Source organism: Acidaminococcus timonensis, from assembly GCF_900106585.1.
Lineage (GTDB): Bacteria > Bacillota > Negativicutes > Acidaminococcales > Acidaminococcaceae > Acidaminococcus > Acidaminococcus timonensis.
On record NZ_FNWH01000006.1, the window covers coordinates 1 to 16,016 of the forward strand.

General features: G+C 54.0%; 18 protein-coding genes and 1 pseudogene. 8 read left to right on the plus strand and 11 right to left on the minus strand.

Going from position 1 to position 16,016, the window contains the following annotated elements:
• Positions 1–334: 334 nt before the first annotated feature.
• The 7 genes and pseudogenes from arsB to BQ5462_RS03975 all read right to left on the minus strand — a co-directional run.
• A complete protein-coding gene (gene arsB / locus BQ5462_RS03940; protein WP_071142138.1) occupies positions 335–1,381 on the minus strand; it encodes an ACR3 family arsenite efflux transporter in 1,047 nt (348 codons plus the stop codon).
• The gene (locus BQ5462_RS03945; RefSeq protein WP_071142139.1) at positions 1,378–1,794 is read right to left on the minus strand and encodes an arsenate reductase ArsC; all 417 of its coding nucleotides are present in this window, start codon (positions 1,792–1,794) and stop codon (positions 1,378–1,380) included. The genes arsB and BQ5462_RS03945 overlap by 4 nt, the downstream gene beginning before the upstream one ends.
• Entirely contained in the window at positions 1,791–3,524 is a 1,734-nt protein-coding gene (gene arsA / locus BQ5462_RS03950; protein ID WP_071142140.1) for an arsenical pump-driving ATPase, read from the minus strand. Before arsA ends, BQ5462_RS03945 begins: the two co-directional genes overlap by 4 nt.
• A 15-nt stretch (positions 3,525–3,539) precedes the next feature.
• Entirely contained in the window at positions 3,540–4,025 is a 486-nt protein-coding gene (gene arsD / locus BQ5462_RS03955; protein WP_071142141.1) for an arsenite efflux transporter metallochaperone ArsD, read from the minus strand.
• A 64-nt stretch (positions 4,026–4,089) separates the two neighbouring features.
• Entirely contained in the window at positions 4,090–4,410 is a 321-nt protein-coding gene (locus BQ5462_RS03960) for an ArsR/SmtB family transcription factor (protein WP_071142142.1), read from the minus strand.
• A 103-nt stretch (positions 4,411–4,513) separates the two neighbouring features.
• Positions 4,514–5,467, minus strand: coding sequence for a LysR family transcriptional regulator (locus tag BQ5462_RS03965; protein ID WP_071142143.1), 954 nt, complete (start codon positions 5,465–5,467; stop codon positions 4,514–4,516).
• Positions 5,468–5,894: 427 nt separating this feature from the next.
• Positions 5,895–6,119 (minus strand): annotated as a pseudogene (locus BQ5462_RS03975) (phosphohydrolase); the annotation flags it as partial.
• 129 nt (positions 6,120–6,248) lie between these two features.
• Between BQ5462_RS03975 and BQ5462_RS03980 the strand changes: the two are divergent.
• The 4 genes from BQ5462_RS03980 (at position 6,249) to BQ5462_RS03995 (ending at position 10,603) form a co-directional block, all read left to right on the plus strand.
• Entirely contained in the window at positions 6,249–7,577 is a 1,329-nt protein-coding gene (locus tag BQ5462_RS03980) for a purple acid phosphatase family protein (protein WP_071142146.1), read from the plus strand.
• A gap of 358 nt (positions 7,578–7,935) precedes the next feature.
• Positions 7,936–8,808, plus strand: a complete 873-nt coding sequence (gene dapF, locus BQ5462_RS03985; protein WP_071143300.1) for a diaminopimelate epimerase — start codon at positions 7,936–7,938, stop codon at positions 8,806–8,808.
• Positions 8,809–8,901: 93 nt separating this feature from the next.
• On the plus strand, positions 8,902–10,101 hold the full coding sequence (locus BQ5462_RS03990) for an LL-diaminopimelate aminotransferase (RefSeq protein ID WP_071142147.1): 1,200 nt from the start codon (positions 8,902–8,904) through the stop codon (positions 10,099–10,101).
• Between the two features lie 58 nt (positions 10,102–10,159).
• The gene (locus BQ5462_RS03995; protein ID WP_071142148.1) at positions 10,160–10,603 is read left to right on the plus strand and encodes a hypothetical protein; all 444 of its coding nucleotides are present in this window, start codon (positions 10,160–10,162) and stop codon (positions 10,601–10,603) included.
• 49 nt (positions 10,604–10,652) lie between these two features.
• Here the strand turns inward: BQ5462_RS03995 and BQ5462_RS04000 are convergent, their stop codons facing one another.
• Genes BQ5462_RS04000 through BQ5462_RS04015 form a run of 4 tightly spaced genes read right to left on the minus strand, consistent with a single transcriptional unit; the run spans position 10,653 to position 14,360 of the window.
• Positions 10,653–11,714: a polyamine ABC transporter substrate-binding protein gene (locus tag BQ5462_RS04000; protein ID WP_071142149.1), complete on the minus strand. Its 1,062-nt coding sequence runs from the start codon at positions 11,712–11,714 to the stop codon at positions 10,653–10,655.
• Positions 11,715–11,720: 6 nt separating this feature from the next.
• Positions 11,721–12,518: an ABC transporter permease gene (locus BQ5462_RS04005; RefSeq protein ID WP_071142150.1), complete on the minus strand. Its 798-nt coding sequence runs from the start codon at positions 12,516–12,518 to the stop codon at positions 11,721–11,723.
• Positions 12,499–13,359 (minus strand): ABC transporter permease, encoded by an 861-nt coding sequence (locus BQ5462_RS04010; protein ID WP_071142151.1) that lies wholly within the window; start codon positions 13,357–13,359, stop codon positions 12,499–12,501. The genes BQ5462_RS04005 and BQ5462_RS04010 overlap by 20 nt, the downstream gene beginning before the upstream one ends.
• A complete protein-coding gene (locus tag BQ5462_RS04015) occupies positions 13,356–14,360 on the minus strand; it encodes an ABC transporter ATP-binding protein (RefSeq protein WP_071142152.1) in 1,005 nt (334 codons plus the stop codon). Before BQ5462_RS04015 ends, BQ5462_RS04010 begins: the two co-directional genes overlap by 4 nt.
• Positions 14,361–14,592: 232 nt before the next feature.
• Between BQ5462_RS04015 and rplU the strand changes: the two genes are divergently transcribed.
• The 4 genes from rplU to BQ5462_RS04035 are packed head-to-tail and all read left to right on the plus strand — an operon-like array spanning position 14,593 to position 15,998.
• A complete protein-coding gene (gene rplU / locus BQ5462_RS04020; protein WP_071142153.1) occupies positions 14,593–14,904 on the plus strand; it encodes a 50S ribosomal protein L21 in 312 nt (103 codons plus the stop codon).
• A 3-nt stretch (positions 14,905–14,907) separates the two neighbouring features.
• Positions 14,908–15,237, plus strand: coding sequence for a ribosomal-processing cysteine protease Prp (locus BQ5462_RS04025; protein WP_071142154.1), 330 nt, complete (start codon positions 14,908–14,910; stop codon positions 15,235–15,237).
• Between the two features lie 5 nt (positions 15,238–15,242).
• Positions 15,243–15,533, plus strand: a complete 291-nt coding sequence (gene rpmA, locus BQ5462_RS04030) for a 50S ribosomal protein L27 (RefSeq protein ID WP_071142155.1) — start codon at positions 15,243–15,245, stop codon at positions 15,531–15,533.
• A gap of 60 nt (positions 15,534–15,593) precedes the next feature.
• On the plus strand, positions 15,594–15,998 hold the full coding sequence (locus tag BQ5462_RS04035) for a type II toxin-antitoxin system RelE/ParE family toxin (protein ID WP_071142156.1): 405 nt from the start codon (positions 15,594–15,596) through the stop codon (positions 15,996–15,998).
• The last annotated feature ends 18 nt before the right edge of the window (positions 15,999–16,016 follow it).

Sequence of the window (16,016 nt, forward strand, 5' to 3'; positions counted from 1 at the left end):
CGGATGAGCGAAACAGAAAATGGCTTTACGCTCGGCTCCATGGTCGGCCAGCGGCACCCTGCCCGGCTGAGGGAGTACGGTATCGCTATGACCCCAACGCTGTAGGGGCCGATTGCTTTGATCGACCCTCTTACCGACCTGCCTTGCGTACAAAAAATTCTTTTCCAATCACGACTCGCTATTCACCAGCCACTGAAAAAGGGGAATGTGATTTTTTCATACCCCGTCACTAGTCACTAGTCTCTAGTCACTAGCCGATGGAAGCCAGCTGACGCTAGCGAAATAAAGACGCTGTGGATGATTTTTCACAGCGCCTTTACTCCCTATGTTTTTATCATTTATGGTCAGGCTGTTGTTTCCTGTTGGCAATTTTCACCAGGCTCAGCATCACGGGGACTTCTGTCAGCACGCCTACGGTGGTGGCCAGGGCGGCGGGGCTGGTGACTCCGAACAGGGCAATGGCCACGGCTACGGCCAGTTCGAAGAAGTTGGAGGCACCGATCATGCCGGCCGGAGCTGCAATGTCATGTGGCAGATGGAGCAGGTTGCTGGCGCCATAGGCGATGGCAAAGATCAGATAGGTCTGAAGGACCAGGGGAATGGCAATCAGCAGGATATGGAAGGGATTGGACAGGATGACCTGGGCCTGGGAACTGAAAATGATCACCAGGGTCAGCAGCAGTCCCCAGGTGGTTGCCTGATCGAATTTATGGACAAAGATCTGGTTGAAATAAACAGCACCTTTCCGCTCTATGACGCTGATTCGGGTCAGGATCCCTCCGGCCAGGGGAATCACTACGAACAGGAAGATGCTCAGGAACAGCACGCTGTAGGGAACAGTTACATGGGATACACCCAGCAGGTATTTGACAATAGGTACAAATGCCACCAGGATGATCAGATCATTGGTGGCTACTTGGACAACCGTATAAGCGGGATCTCCCTTGGTCAGGGTACTCCACACAAAGACCATGGCCGTACAGGGAGCTGCACCCAGGAGAACGGCCCCGGCCAGATATTGGGTGGCCAGTTCCTCTGGAATGAATCCGTGGAATCCATGATAAAAGAAGAAGGCAGCCAGACCATACATGGTAAAGGGTTTGATCAGCCAGTTGGTGATCCAGGTGACAAACAGTCCTTTGGGATGGCGCCCTACCTCACGGATGCTCTGGAAATCCACCTTCATCATCATGGGATAGATCATGATCCAGATCAGGATGGCAATGGGTATGGAAATCCCGTCAATCTGTAAATGGTCCAGGAATCGGGGAACAGCAGGCAGGAAATGGCCTATCAGGACTCCAGCCACCATGCAGAGGAATACCCAAAGAGAAAGATACCGTTGGAACGGGCTGATGCCCGGATCTTTACCTTCCTTCATTTTGTGACATCTCCTTTCATCTGATCCCGGAGGGACAGCACCTGGGACCGGATGGTTTCTATAATGGTACGGAACTCTGGATCTGGTTTGTTGGCCGGGTCAGGGATTTCCCAGGCCAGGGTCCTCACCCCGGGCAGTACCGGACATTGGACACCGCAGCCCATGGTCACCACCATGTCCAGCGTGGGCAGGGATTCCAGCCTTTTGGGGAACTGGCCTTCTTTTTCCATGTCGATCCGGTACAGTTCCTTCATCAGCCGCTGGGCGGTTGGATGGATCCGTTCTGCCGGACAGGTACCGGCAGAACGGCTGACAAACACATCTTCTGCCAGGTGACGGCCAAAGGCTTCGGCCATCTGACTCCGGCAGGAGTTTTGGATACAGAGAAAAGCAACAACAGGTTTTCGTCTCATAAAGTTTCCAGCACCTTTCCTTTGATTTCCCACTGTTTCCAGGGAATCACCGCTGCACAACCGTCGGCGTGGGCTGCCACCTGGTTGATCCAGGGGATTTCCCGGTCCGCTTTGGCCTTCAGCAGAGGACTTTGGGCGGCAGTCTGGCTGAAGCACCGGTTGATGATCCACCAGCGGCTGTAGAGCCGGGTCCGTTTCAAATCTGCTTCCAGACGCAGGGCTTCATACACGGGAGTGGCTTCCGGCAGGGTGACGATCACCACTTCCGTTTCCGGCCCTTTCAGCCGGGGCAGCAGCTGCTGGACGGCAGGGGGAACAGCACCCCGGGTCCGGCGGATCTCCCGGTCGTAGTTTTCTGTGGATTCCAGGAGCAGCAGGGTATGGCCGGTTGGGGCAGTGTCGATGATGACAATCCGGTCCCCGGACCGGGCTACGATTTCTGCAAATGCCCGGAACACGGCGATTTCCTGGGTGCAGGGGGAACGGAGGTCTTCTTCGATGTAGGCCAGGTCTCCTTCTTTCAGGCCATTTTTCCGAGCCTGGTCCAGAACTTCCTGCTGGTAGCGGCGGAGTTCAGCCTGCTCGTCGATCTGGCACAGCTGGAGCCGGTCCGTCTGATCCAGGATTTCCTGGAGATGGCCGGCCGGGTCGGTGGTGGTGAGCAGTACCTGGTGTCCCTTTTGGGCCAGACGGAGAGCCAGGGACGCCGCTACAGTGGTTTTTCCCACGCCGCCTTTGCCCATGGTGAAGATGACCTTCCGATGATTCCGCTCCAGATCTTCCGCCACCTCCTGGAGGGTATGGACGGGAGCCTGTTGTTCCCGGCCGGCGGCTGGGGCCACTTCCCCTTTCAAGAGAGCCCGTACATGGTCCAGGCCGGTCACATTGTAGCTCCGGAAGGGAATCTGCCAGGATGGCAGGATTTTCAGCCCCTGGGACATTTCTGCCAGAGCCATCTGCTGTTTGGCAAAAAGTTCTTTGGTGACCGGATCATCGGTTTTTTCCAGCAGCCCGTTGATGATCAGCTGCTGGTTGCCGATGCCCAGTTTGGCCAGTTCCCGGGAGGCCCGGTCCGCTTCCAAAAGCGGAGGCCGGTCAGGCCGGGCCACCAGAAGCAGGGTGGTCCGGCCAGGATCCGCCAGCGTTTCCACAGCCTGCCGGTACAGGGCCTTCCGGCTTTCCAGGCCGGACAGTTGACCCAGACAGGAGGCTCCGTGGGTACTGGTGCTGATAAACTGGCTCCAGGCAGAAGGCAACTGGAGCATCCGCAGGGTATGGCCGGTGGGAGCTGTATCGAAAATGATCCTATCATAAGCTGTGGCCGTTTCCGGATCTGTGAGGAAATCCGTAAAGGCGTTGAAAGCAGCGATTTCGATGGTGCAGGAGCCGGACAGCTGTTCTTCCATGTTCCGCAGGGCGGCTTCCGGCAGAATGCCCCGATAGGGACCTACCACGCTTTCACGGTAGGCGGCAGCGGCCTTGACCGGATCCAGGTTGGCCGCTTCCAGCCCGGGGACACCGGGAATGGGAGTGGGTTTTTCTTTCAGTTCCAGAGAAAAGATGTCCTGGAGATTGGAGGCCGGGTCCGTGCTGACCAGCAGCACTTTCTGTCCGGCGTCGGCCAGAGCCACGGCGGTGGCACAGGCTGTGGAGGTCTTACCCACACCGCCTTTGCCGGTAAAGAACACATACTGGGTGCGGATGGCGGCAAAAGGATCATACAGTTCCATGGGGGTCTCCCTTCTTCACTGACAGCAGCTGGAAGAGCTGGAACCGCAGCAGGAACCGGACGTTTCGCTGTCTTTCTTTTCTTCGCAGCAGCAGGAGGATCCGGCATCCGGTTCTTCTTCGCAGCAGCAGCAGGCGCCGGGTCCTTGTTTTTCGCTGTCCTGCGGGGCAGAGTCTTCGACCAGCAGGGCCGGATTGAAATCCAGCATCCGGACAAATTCCTCATTGGTGGGGTAACGGCCGGTCATCCAGATCTTTCCATCTGCCAGGATCAGAGGCAGTTCCTCAGGCCCATGGTGCTGCAGGAATTCTGCTGCTGCCGGGGTCTGGATGAACTTGAGGGGCGCATTGCTCAGATTATACCGTTCCACCGGGATTCCGTGTTTTTCCAGAGTGTCCAGCACTGCAGAAATCCGCAGCAGTTCCGGATCGATGGAAGGACCGCAAAGTCCTGTAGGGCAGCACATGGCCTGTTCAAAAATCTGTACTTGTTTTCTTTCCATAATGGATTCCTCCCAGAAAATAAATTTATAGATTGAAATTTATCAATCTGTTAACGCAAAAAATTTACTGGCACTTGTGGCAGTTGCAGTCCGTCGGCTGGAGAGAGGGGATTTCCCGGAACAGGTCCCGGATCCGTTCTTCCAGTTCCCGGGCTGTGTTCCGGTTCAGGGTATAGTAGACCCATTTGCCTTCTTTCCGACCGGTGACCAGCCCCGCGTCGCACAGGATTTTCATATGGTGGGAAAGGGTGGGCTGGGACAGATGGAGATTTTCCAGCAGCACGCAGGCGCACCGTTCTCCTCCCTGGAGAAGTTCCAGGATGTGGAGACGGTTTTCATCGGCAAGGGCCTTGAACTGTCGGGCTGTATGGGATAAAGATTCCATGGGATACTCTCCTTTCATATTGATAAATATAAATCTATTAGCTGTAGTATAAGACGATTCCTGGAGATTGTCAAGAAGACCTGCCCGGCATATTTCCTCCGTTTTATCTAACCGTGGCAGCAGCTTTTTTCATATACTGGAGCAATGCTTCCGTGAAATCCTCCAGGTATCTGGGCCGTACCTGGGCTTTCAGGCGCAAAATGCTGGAACGCATGGTGTGGGTCTCATTGGCAATGTAAAAAGCCAGCAGGGGATCTTCCTGGCTCTTTTCCACTTCCCGGATCAAGGGGAAAGCCAGGATATCATTGCAGAAGGTGGCCGTATGCCCCAGACGGCACAGTTGGACCTGGGTACCGATGTCGCTGATGGAAATGGGCTGGGGACAATCCAGATGATTTTCCCGGAGACAGCTTTGGACCAGTTCCAGCAGGGTACTGTGCTCCCGGTTGCCTATCAGGGGAAAGGGCGTGAATGTCTCAAGGGACAGGGTATCTCCCGTTTTCCAGCTGGAAAGGTCCTTGTTTTTGCGGCTGTAGCGGCTGAAAAAGGAACGGGTACCCACCACCATCAGTTTTTCCCTTCCAATCAGCAGTTCCTCCAGGAAAGGGTCTGGAGGAGCGTCCAAGCCCAGTACCAGATCCAGCTTCTGGGTCTTCAACAGCTGGAGATGATGGACGGTATCGCCCAGGGTAATGGAAATGTGGACCTGGGGATAGGCCCTATGGTACCGTTCCAGAAAACGGGGCAGCAGGAGCCGGGCCCGGGTGGTACTGATCCCAAGACGGATTTCACCGATTTCTCCGGCCTCGATTTCCTGGATCCTCTGCTGCAGATTTTCCTCCAGATGTTGGATCTGGTGCAGGGTGCTGACCAGAGCCTTACCCGTATCTGTCAGCTGCAGACGGCCTCCCCTTTGAAACAGTTTCGTCCCCAGTTGTTTTTCCAGCTTCTGGATATGTTCGCTGAGACATTGCTGGGTAACGAAGGCCCTTCTGGCCGCTTTGGTGAAATTCATCTCTTCTGCCGCCAACAGGAACATTTTTTGTGCCAGTTCCATGGAATCCCCTCCTTTTGATTGGTATTATAGCACAGGGAAAAGCTTGTTACGCTATATAAAACTACTTGTTTTTCTTTGTGAGCAATATGGGGTATACTGAAGTCACAAAGAAAAAACAACCAATCCGCAAGGAACAGAAAAAAGGGAAGGGGAGATCCGTATGAAAATGCAAGGCGTTACCATGTGGGAAATGAATCTGGGCTTCCGTCCCAAAGATTTTCAGAGTGTATGGGGTGCCATCATCCAAAAGAACAGCCCTCTGGCTGCACAGAAATCTGCGAATCACAGTGACTCTAGGACACAGGTGAGCCATCGTGCAGGAAACCTGGGGGTAGGAAGTTACAGTTTTTGACCTGAGAGAATGAAACGGGGCTGTGAAGAAATGGATTTTCATTTCTTCACAGCCCCGTTTGTCATATCCTCATTAATAGTCGATCATGGAACAGATATTCTCATCCAGTTCGATTTTCAGGGTGATGACTTTCTTATGGGAATCGATATGCAGCTTATTGGTGAGGGCTGCATAGTTTACGGTATCGTGTTTGTCAAAGGTCTCCGATACGGTATTGTGTACCCGGTTCCGGCGCACATCAGTCTTATCGGCCAGGATGATGGAGGCGGAGATGGGATCCACGGCGGTTCCGCTGGCTTCTTGGATTTTTGTAAAATTTTCGTATAACCGACCATACGGAAAAGATATTGGCACCACCGACTATTCCATTTTATAATAACCATAATACGTTTGACGATTGTGATACCATGAATTGGAAAGGAAACTACCATGAAAATGAATCGGAAACAGGGAGGGGTCCTGGCCCTCCTTTTGGCGGTCCTGGCAGCCATTACGGCCTGGCGTTTTTTGCCCGGGTATGTGACCCGTCCGGTGGAAGATGTCTTTGCCTGGGGAAAACACCAGGCCATCCATTATGAATTGATCTCTGGGACGGAAATCCGGAACATCCGGCAGGTGATGACGAAGGACCCTTCCACCAGCCGGACCCTTATGTGGCAGTCGGATTTTGCCGAAGAAAAGCCCCGGGTGGAATTCCGGGTGAAGGGACAGGAGGATATCCAGACTGTCCAGGCCAGCGAGGAGGCTTTCCAGGATGGAAAGGCGAGGACGTTTATCCATACGGCCCATCTGGAAGGGTTGCAGCCTGGCACTCAGTATGAATACCGGCTGTGCTACAGCAAGAAGGCCACGGACTGGATGCCCCTCACCACGTTCCAGGGTAACAGTTTCAAGGCCCTGATCTTCCCGGATTCCCAGAGTGCGGATTACAGCGTGTGGAAAGCCACGGCCATGCCGGCCTGGCAGCGGAACCAAGATGCCCAGTTCTTTGTGAACATGGGGGATCAGGTGGATAACGGCCAGGATGCCAGCCAGTGGAATGCCTGGTTCGATGTGGTGGAACCCATGGCGGAGAAGATCCCCATGGCCACGACGGTAGGCAACCATGAGACCTATGACCTGAACTGGAAGGTCCGCCGCCCGGAAGCCTATATGAAACTGTTCAATCTGCCGCAAAACGGCTATGCCCAGTATCCCAACCGGTTCTACTCCTTTACGGTGGGGGATGTGCATTTCGTTGTGCTGGATACGGTGTTTTCCGAAATGAAGGACCTGGAGCCCAACCTGGAACAGGACGAAATCCAGTGGTTCCGGAAGGACATGGAACAGAACCGGCAGAAATGGAATATTGTGGTGATGCACAAGGATCCTCTCCGGTATGCCTTCAATCCGGCTACGGGCCGTACAGGTCGTGATGAGGGCATCGAGCAGGAAGGGAAGGTCTGGATGCCGCTCTTTGATGAATACGGCATCGACCTGGTGCTGAGCGCCCATCTCCACACCTACCGGAACCGGGGCCATATCCGGGATTTCCGCCACAATCCCGACGGGCCTCTGTATATCCTCACCGGGGTGGCCGGCGATGTGCGCTATCCCGGCCTGTGGAAAGAACATCCCCTGGATGAATATGTGGCCCCTCAGCCGGAAACGGACAACTATCTGGTCATGACCAAGACGGATACAGAGCTGCAGCTCCAGGCCTTCCTGCCCGATGGAACCCTGCTGGACACGGCCACCATGGAAAAAAAGGCCCAGTGAACGGGACCTGTGAAAGGAGAAATCCGGATGATCCATTTTGACGGGAAAACCTATGACTGTCCTTTTGATTGTTTCCTTGCCGTCCTGAAGGGGAAATGGCGGACGGATCTGCCGCTGTAGGCATCATGCCGCACAGGAGCATCCCCAGGGAAAGGGCCAGTAATTTTTCCTTCATCATTGCAGAATCTCCTCCTTTTCTACAGTTAGTCTACCATAACCTGTTATAAGAGAAAAGAAGGCACTTCCAGGTAACCTGTTTGCCGGCGCTCCCCTTGAAATCACAGCAGGAGTGCATAGGATACGGTTTCATGATATAATATGGATTCAAATGAGAATGAGGGGGAAACACTTCATGAAAATCAAATTCACCAAGATGCATGGCTGTGGGAACGACTATGTGTATGTGGACTGTATGGATAAAATGCTGCCCAATCCCGGCAAAATTTCAGAATTTGTCAGCCGCCGTCGGTTCGGTATCGGTTCTGACGGACTGATCTGCATCTGCCCTTCGGATAAGGCAGATTTCCGGATGCGGATGTTCAATGCCGATGCATCGGAAGGGAAGATGTGCGGAAATGGCTCCCGGTGCATTGCCAAATACGTATATGACAAGGGACTGACCCATAAGGACACCATTACCCTGGAAACCCTGGGCGGAATCAAGACCATCCACATGACGGTGGAAAATGGCAAGGTGTCCATGGCCGAAGTGGATATGGGAAAAGCCATTACCGATACGAAGGACATTCCCATGGACTGGCCGGAAGCAACCTGCATTGACAGGGATGTGACCTTCACCCGTTCGGACGGGGTCAAATTCACAGTGCGGGGCACGGCCGTCTCCATGGGCAATCCCCATTTTGTCCTTTTCGTGGATGATGTGGATACGGCGCCGGTGGAAGCGATGGGAAAAGTCATCGAACATTCTTCTGTGTTCCCGGAACGGGTCAATGTGGAATTTGTCCAGGTGGTCCGCCCGGATTACGTCAAGTTCCGGGTCTGGGAGCGGGGCAGCGGGGAGACCTGGGCCTGCGGCACCGGAGCTTGTGCTGTGGGGTATACCTGTGTGCATCTGGGAAAAGCCGGAAAACCCAATGAATTCCTGAAGGTGGAAGCCAAGGGAGGACTGCTGCAGGTGAAGGCGGAACAGGATGACACCATCATCCTGAAGGGACCGGCTGCCACCGTGTACGAAGGGGTCATCGATCTTCCGGAAGATTTATTGAAATAAATGAGGCAGGAATTGACATTCCCATCCTGCTACTTTACAATAAATAAAGGTTTGCAGTTGAAAAAGAACGTTTCGTATTAAAGGAGAAAAAATATGGCATTGGTAAATGGTAATTTCGCAAAATTAAAGGAAAGCTATCTGTTTTCGGATATCGCTGCCCGGGTCAAGGCTTTCACGGAAGCCCATCCGGATAAAAAAATCATTAAAATGGGCATCGGGGATGTAACCCTGCCTCTGGCGCCTTCCGTCATCGAAGCCATGACCAGGGCGGTGCAGGAAATGGGCCACAAGGAAACCTTCCGGGGCTATGGTCCGGAACAGGGCTATGAATTCCTCCACGAAGCCATTGTGAAGTACTATGCCCGTCATGGAGTACAGCTGGAAACCAAGGACATCTTTGTCAGCGACGGTGCCAAGAGCGACTGCGGCAATATTACCGATCTGTTCGATGACAGCAATGTGATCCTGGTTCCGGATCCTGTATACCCTGTGTATGTGGATACCAACGTCATGCGGGACCGGAAGATCCTGTATATGAACGGGACTCCGGAAAACGATTTCCTGCCCATGCCGGATCCCTCTGTGAAGGCCGATATCATCTATCTGTGCTCCCCCAACAACCCCACCGGCGCTGCCTATAACAAGGAACAGCTGAAGGCATGGGTGGACTATGCGCTGAAGAACGATGCCATCATCCTGTATGATGCGGCCTATGAAGCTTTCATCACCAACCCGGATATGCCCCGGAGCATCTATACCATCCCCGGTGCCAAGGATTGCGCCATCGAATTCTGCTCTTTCTCCAAGACGGCAGGGTTCACCGGTACCCGGTGTGGGTATACCGTGGTGCCCCAGCAGCTGACCCGGAAATCTCCGGAAGGCAAGGAAATGAGCCTGAACAAGATGTGGCTGCGCCGTCAGACCACCAAATTCAACGGGGTCAATTACATCGTGCAACGGGGCGCGGAAGCGGCACTGGCGCCTCTGGGCGAAAAAGAATGCGGGGACATGCTGGACTACTATCGGGAAAATGCCCGTATGATGATGGCCACCTTCGATAAAAAGGGGTACAAGTACTACGGCGGTGTATATTCTCCCTACGTTTGGGTGAAGTGCCCCAACGGCATGGGCAGCTGGGAATATTTCGACCATCTGCTGAATGACCTGGCCATTGTAGGTACGCCCGGTGCCGGCTTCGGTAAAATGGGCGAAGGCTATCTGCGCCTGAGCGCTTTCGGGACCCATGAAGGCACGAAAGAAGCCATGGAACGGATCGAAAAGGACAGCATTTGATTTCTGCTCTCAGTTTCACATACAATATGATCATAGAAAGAGAAAGGGTGTAGGAAACATGAAAAAATTGATTCTGATGCTGACGGCTGTACTGTCTCTGGGAATGGCAAGCCTGGGCTTTGCCAGCCCGGCCAGTGATCTGCTGGCCCAGGAAGAAGTGACCACTACGAAAGTGATCAAACTGATCCAGGGCAAAGGCCAGCTGGCTGATGCAGCTGCCGGCTTTTCTCCGGAACTGCAGAAGAACTTCAACGCAGCCGCTCTGAACAACATGAAAAACGGCGTGACCAACCAGCTGGGGGGCATCAGCAACCTGAAACTGGTGCGCCTGGACAAATTCCAGGATGCTGACCGTCTGATCTACATCGGCGATGCGAAAAAGGCTCCCAATGTGCAGATGACTTTCGTATTCAGCACCAAGGGCAGAAAAGCCCAGCTGCAGGGCCTGAACCTGGTACCGGTAGAAGTGAAACAAGTACCGGCTCAGCAGGCTTCCAAATAAGCTGAACGCAAAAAACAGGCTGTCGCCAATTGGCGGCAGCCTGTTTTTTTTATCGGATCGTCTTCAGTTCTGTCCAGTACCGGTCGTACATGGTAATGGCATCTCCGATGTCATGGAGCCATTCCCCTTCTTTCAGGTGGGTGATGGCGGCATTCAGCATGGGGTCTTCCAGATATTCCTGAGAGTGGTATTGTTTGGCGTTGCCGTTGGGATCGTTATACCCGATGGCTTCGTAGTTTTTGGCACTGACCTGGGGGTCGAACAGGAAGTTGATGAATTCCTCTGCCAGTTTCTTGTGTTTGGCGCCCCTGGGAATGGCCAGGGTATCGGCCCACACCAGGGTCCCTTCTTTGGGAATGACAAAACCCAGGTTGGGGTTCTCGTGGTAACTGTAGGAAGCGTCCCCGGACCACATGGTTCCGATCCAGGCTTCCTCGGCAATGAATTTCTGTTTGATGCCATCCGTATCGTAAGCCAGGATGTTGGGCACCAGCAGGGTCAGATCTTCATAGGCTTTCTTCAGCTGGGCAGGATCTGTGGAGTTATTGGACCAGCCGTTCTTCTTCAGGGCCATGCCGAACACTTCCCGGCTGTCGTTCAACAGGATCACCCGGCCTTTGTATTCCGGCTTCCACAGGTCATTCCAGGAAGTGGGAGGCTCCTTGATGTATTTCTTGTTGTACACGATTCCTGTCATGCCCCAGGTGTAGACGACGGAATACTCTCCGTTGGGGTCGAAATCGGGATGCTGGAGGGCATCCATCACATTCCGTGCATTGGGAATGGCCTCTTTATCCAGTTTTTCCAGGAGATCCAGCTTGATCATGGTGGAAACCATATAATCGGACGGCTGGATCAGATCGTACTGGGCCCCGCCGGCCTGGAGCTTGGCCAGCAGTTCTTCGTTGTTGGCGAACACATCGTAGTTCACCTTGCAGTGGTACTTTTTTTCAAAGGCCTTGATCATTTCCGGGTCGAAGTTGTCGGCCCAGCTGAACAGGTTCAAAACCTGTCTGTCATCGGTTTCCTCCGGTTTCTCTTTGCCGCAGCCGGTGAAGGCCATCAGCAGGAAAACCAGGAGTCCGCACAGCAGCCATTGGATTTTCTTCATGCAGCATCAGTCCTTTCGGGAAGAATGGAAATCCTTTTTCTGCAGCAGCTGGGAAATCACCACCAGGGAGATGGTGACCAGCATCATGCAGGTGGAAAGGGCATTGATCTGGGGCGAGATCCCCCGCTTCACCATGGCGTAAATGTAAAGGGGCAGGGTGGTGGAGTTGGGACCGGCCACAAAGAAGCTGATGACGAAATCATCGATGGACAGGGTGAAAGCCATGAGAGCACCGGCGATGATCCCCGGTGCGATCATGGGCAGGGTCACATACCGGAAGGCATTCCAGGGGGTGGCATACAGGTCGCTGGCAGCTTCCTCCAGATCCTGCCGGCACCCTTCCAGACGGGCGCCTACAGTGATGATCACAAAGGAGATGCAGAAGGTGATGTGGGCTATGATCAGGGTGGGCCGCCCCAGGTTGATGCCCAGCTGGGAAAACAGGACCAGCAACGACAGCCCCATGACGATTTCCGGGATCAGGATGGGCAGGTACAACAGGCTGTTGATCAGCAGCCTGCATTTATACTGATAGCGATGGAGGGCCAGGGCCGCCAGTGTGCCCATGACGGTGGACACTACGGTGGTGACAGAAGCAATCAGCAGACTGTTGCCCAGGGCTTCCAGTACCCGATCATTTTCCAGCAGCGCCGCATACCATTTGAAGGTAAAACCGGTCCATACCGCATTGATCCGGGAATCATTGAAGGAATACAGGGAAAGAATCAGGAGCGGCAGATACAGAAAAGCCAGGATGGCAAGGGAATAAGCCACCAGGGTGGCACTACGCCAGTTTCTCTTCATGGGGGTGGCCTCCTTTCTGGGCCTGCAGGGCCTTGTAATACAGCACGATCATGATGAGGCTGAGCAGTGCCAGGATGATGGACAGTGCCGACCCGAAAGGCCAGTCACGGGCGGACAGGAACTGGTTCTGGATCACGTTCCCCATCAGGGAGCTTTTGGCACCGCCCATGATGTCCGGCACTACGAACATCCCCAGGGAGGAGATGAAAACCAGGATGGAGCCGGCGGCCACACCGGGCATGGTCAGGGGCAGCGTGATCTTCCGGAATGCCGTCAAAGAACCGGCACCCAGATCACTGGCAGCTTCCAGCAGACGTTTGTCCATCTGTTCCAGAGAAACGTAGATGGGCAGGACCATGAAGGGAAGCAGCCCGTAGACCATGCCGATGAGCACGGCAGTGTTGTTGTACAGCAGCTGCAGAGGCACTTCGATGGCACCGATGGACATGAGGAAGCTGTTTACCAGACCGTGGGCCCGGAGAATGATCACCCAGGAATAGGAGCGGATCAGGAAATTGATCCAGAAGGGGATCATGACCAGGATGATGCCGGCCTGCTGCCATTTTTTTGGCAGGACCATGGCGATGGTGTAGGCCACCGGATAGCCCATGGCGAAGGTCAGCAGGGTGGTTAAAAAGGCGGTACCCAGGGTAAAGACGAAAATCTTCAGATACAGAGGCTCCAGGAACTGGATGTAGTTCTCCAGGGTCCAGTTGAAAACCACCTGGCCGTAGGGTGTACGGGAGGCGAAGGAGACGATCACCACAATCAGGAGGGGCAGGGCGAAGAACAGCCCCAGCCACCCCATGGCTGGCAGCACCAGCAGTTTGCCCCGCTTCATTTCGTCACCTGGACGCTGTCCTGGGGATTCCACCAGATACCGACCCGGTCGCCCAGATCCCAATCCCGGTGTTCATCATAATATTGGTAGGCAGTGATCACCTGCCGGTCGTCATCCAGCCGGATGAACAGCTTGTCAAAGGTGCCGCAGAACAGGATCTGTTCGATGGTCCCTGTATGGAGAGGCTTCTTTTCCGGAGGGGTCTCCTCGTTTTCAGCGGTCACCACCAGGAACTGGGGCCGGATGGCCAGCAGGCGGCTGTCATCGCCGGGTACAGGGAAAAAGTTGTTCTCGCCGATGAAGCTGGCAGCGAACCGGCTCCGGGGATACTGGTAGATCTTCTCCGGAGGATCGTCCTGCTCGATGCGGCCGCCGTTCACGATGATGACCCGGTCGCTCATGGTCAGGGCCTCTTCCTGGTCGTGGGTGACATAGATGAAGGTGATGCCCAGGCGCTGCTGCAGGCTCCGCAGTTCCACCTGCATGGTCTTCCGCAGCTTGTAGTCCAGGGCACCCAATGGTTCGTCCAGCAGCAATACTTTTGGATTGTTTACGAGAGCCCGGGCGATGGCGACCCGCTGCTGCTGGCCGCCACTCATCTGCTGGGGCTTCCGGTAACGCAGCTCCTCCAGCTGGGTCAGCTGCAGCACTTCGGCAATCCGTTTCTGCTGCTCCTGGCGGGGAACTTTTTTCATCAGCAGCCCGAAGCGGATGTTTTCTTCCACTGTCATATGGGGGAACAGGGCATAATGCTGGAACACCATGTTCACATTGCGCTTGTAGGGGGCCAGTTGGGTGACCTCTTCGTCATCCAGAAAAATATGACCCGAAGTGGGCGTCTCCAGACCGGCAATCATGCGCAGTATTGTGGTCTTGCCACAGCCGGAGGGCCCCAGCAGGGTCACGAATTCTCCGTCGTAGATAGTCAGGTTAAGGGTGGGGATGATCAGGTTGTCTTCAAACTCCTTGGTGATCCCCACCAGACGAATCATTTCTTTCATCTTTGATTCTCACGACCTTTCTTTCTTTACAATTCAATTATTATAGCATGATTGGGTCCCCAGTTACAGAATAAAAATGCATTTTTGGCAGGGGAAGAACTTGCTTTTTTTCTGCCCATGTAGTATACTTTGAAGGCTGAATGTGAATTTAGCACTACCGCACGGAGAGGTTCCGTAAAACTCCGTAGGGAGTTACCGCATCCGGCGAGTCTTGAATGAGGGAGGTGCAGATATGTACGCTATTATCCGTACAGGTGGCAAACAGTACCGTGTCAGCGAAGGCGACGTACTGAATGTTGAAAAACTGAACGTTGAAGAAGGCCAGGAAGTCGTTTTTGACGAAGTTCTGACTGTTGTCAACGATGGCGATGTAAAAGTGGGTACTCCTACCGTTGCAGGCGCTAAAGTAACCGCCAAGGTTGCTAAACAGGGCAAAGCCGATAAGATCTTTGTTTTCAAATACAGAGCAAAATCCAACTATCGGAAACGCCAGGGTCATCGTCAACCCTTCACCCAGGTTGAAATCACTTCTATCGAAGCCTAAGCCATGATCCAGGTAGATATCTACTACAACAATCGTGGCAGAATCAGACGATACACCGTGGCAGGACATGCAGAGTTCAATCCGGAAGGATTCGATGAAGTTTGCTTTGCCGTATCGCTGGATACCCAGGTGGCCGCCAATGGCCTGAATGAAGTGCTCCACCGCAGGGTGGACTACTCCATTGACCAGGAAGCCGGTACCTTGGGAGTCTGTCTGGTGGATGAACCGGATGCAAAGACGGAAGCCATCCTGCAGACCATGGTCTGCGGTCTCCGTCATCTGCAGAAGACTTATTCGCCCGACTATCTCGTTATCAAAGAGCACAGGAGGTGAACATCGTGTTCGAATTAATCCTTCAATTACACGCCCATCATAAAGGGGGCGGCTCCACTTCCAACGGCCGTGACTCCAATGCACAACGCATGGGCACGAAAGCACACAATGGTCAGCTGGTAACGGCTGGTTCCATCATTGTCCGTCAACGTGGCACCCGGTTCCACATGGGCCAGAACGTTGGCATGGGTAAAGACTACACCATCTATGCAAAGGTGGCCGGCAAGGTTGCTTTTGAAAGATGGGGTAAAGATCGTCGGAAGATCAGCGTTTACCCGGTTGAAGCGGAAGCTTAATCGCCAAAGAGTGTCGCAGCTGCGGCACTCTTTTTCTATATGAGAGCAAGGAGAACCATCATGGAAGAAACCCTGCGGGAAACGGTACGCCAGTATCTGGGCGAAGGGCTCCGGAGCCTGGAACAGGAAGACATGGCGGATCTGGAGGGGAACCTGCTGCGTACCCGGCAGGCACAGCGGGACGAAGCAGCGGCGAAGGAACACTGCACCCCGGAAGAACTGCAGCAGCTGGAAGCCACACTGCATGCGCTGGAGGAAATGCCCAAACTGGCAGCCAATGCCCGGGACTCTCTGCTGGACCTGGAAGGGGTCCGCTGTTATCCCTGCGGCCGGTTCCTGATCTTCTACCGGTACAATTCCAACTTCAATGTGATCACATTGATCCGGCTGGCCCTGGATCATCCGGAATGGAACCCACTGATCCGGGATGGAAAACCTTTCCATGAAAATAGCAAGGCTTTTTAAAAAGAATTCATAAAAAGT